At 68.9% G+C, this 1,950-nt stretch carries 1 protein-coding gene; it reads right to left on the bottom strand.

The window, feature by feature from the left end; translation table 11 throughout:
- Nucleotides 1-1,950, bottom strand: a 1,950-nt coding sequence (locus VGF12_RS25650) for a CusA/CzcA family heavy metal efflux RND transporter (protein WP_331178885.1), incomplete at both ends; no start/stop codon positions are given.

The following is a 1,950-nucleotide window of genomic DNA, read 5'->3' as shown; positions in this document are numbered from 1 at the left end:
CAGATAGACCAGCATCACGACGCCGAATTCGGCCGACACGCCGGCCAGTGCGATGAAGCCCACACCGGTCGCGATCGACAGGTTCATGCCCACCAGGTACAGGAACCAGATGCCGCCAGTCAGCGCGAAAGGCAAGGTGGCCATGATGAGCACGGCTTCGTCCACGCGCCTGAAGGTCAGGTAGAGCAACACGAAGATGATGAGCAACGTGGCCGGTACGACCACCTTCAGCCGGGCGTTGGCGCGCTCGAGATATTCGAACTGGCCCGAGTAGGCAATGCTGGCGCCCGGCTCCAGCCGGACGGACCGGGCGACCGCCTCGCGCAGGTCGCGCGCCACGGCCGCCAGGTCGCGGCCGCGCACGTCGACGTAGACCCAGCCCGAGGGCCGGGCGTTCTCGCTCTTCAGCATGGCCGGGCCGTCCGTCAGTACCACCTCGGCCACCGTGCCCAGCGTGATCTGCTGGCCCGTGGGCGTCAGCAGCGGCAGCTGGGCCAGCCGCTGCGGCGAGTCGCGCCACTCGCGGGCATAGCGCAGGTTGATGGGATAGCGCGCCAGCCCCTCCACCGTCTCGCCCACGTTCTCGCCGCCGATGGCACCGGCCACAATGGCCTGCACGTCCGCCACGTTGAGGCCGTAGCGCCCCGCTGCTCCGCGGTCGATCTTCACGTCCACGTAGCGCCCGCCGGTCAGCCGCTCCGCCAGCGCGGACGACACGCCCGGCACGGCCCTGGCCACCTGCTCGATGGCGGCAGCCATGCGGTCGATGGCCGCCAGGTCCGCGCCGCTGACCTTCACGCCTATGGGGCTCTTGATGCCGGTCGCCAGCATGTCCACCCGGTTGCGTATGGGCGGAATCCAGAGGTTGGCCAGGCCCGGGATGCGCACGGCACGGTCCAGCTCCTCGACCAGCTTGTCCGGCGTCATGCCGGGACGCCACTGCTCGCGGGGTTTCAACTTGACCGTGGTCTCGAACATCTCCAGCGGCGCTGGGTCGGTCGCCGTCTCGGCACGGCCCGCCTTGCCGAACACGCGCTCGACCTCGGGAACGGTCCTGATCATGCGGTTGCTGAGCTGCAGCAGCTCGGCAGCGCGCTGGGCCGACAGGCCGGGCAGCGCCGAAGGCATGTAGAGCAGGTCGCCTTCGTCGATGCCAGGCAGGAACTCGCCGCCCAGCCGCGCCAGCGGCCAAGCCGTCGTCGCCAGCACCGCCACGGCGATGGCCAGCGTGGCCCTTGGCCTGTGCAGCACCCATTCCAGCGCAGGCCGGTAGGCGGCGATCAGCGCGCGCGTGATCGGATTATTCTGCTCCTCAGGGATGCGGCCGCGGATCAGGTAGCCCATCAGCACGGGCACCAGGGTCACCGACAGGATCGCCGCGCCGGCCATGGCGTAGCTCTTGGTGAAGGCCAGCGGCGAGAACAGCCGGCCTTCCTGTGCCTGCAGTGCGAACACCGGCACGAAGCTGAGGGTGATGATCACCAGGCTGAGGAACAGGGCCGGGCCCACCTCTGCGGCCGCATCGGTGATCACCCGCCAGCGCGTGTCGGACGTCATCGTCTCGCCGGGGTGGGCGTGCTCCCAGGCTTCCAACCGCTTGTGGGCGTTCTCGATCATCACGATGGCGGCGTCGACCATCGCGCCGACGGCGATGGCGATGCCGCCCAGCGACATGATGTTGGCGTTCACCCCCTGGATGCGCATGACGATGAACGCGAACAGCACCCCCAGCGGCAGGGTGACGATGGCCACCAGGGCCGAGCGGACGTGCCAGAGGAAGAGGGCGCAGACCAGCGCCACCACGACAAATTCCTCGAGGAGCTTCTGGCTGAGGTTGGAGATCGCCCGGTCGATCAGCTGCGAGCGGTCATAGGTGGTCACCACCTCCACCCCGGCCGGCAGGCTGCGCTTCAGCTCGGCCAGCTTGGCCTGCACGGCCTTGATGGTTTC

Source organism: Roseateles sp., assembly GCF_036404855.1.
Lineage (GTDB): Bacteria > Pseudomonadota > Gammaproteobacteria > Burkholderiales > Burkholderiaceae_C > Pelomonas.
The sequence above is the reverse complement of the archived record's forward strand: the minus strand, read 5'-3'. Positions and strand labels throughout refer to the sequence as shown.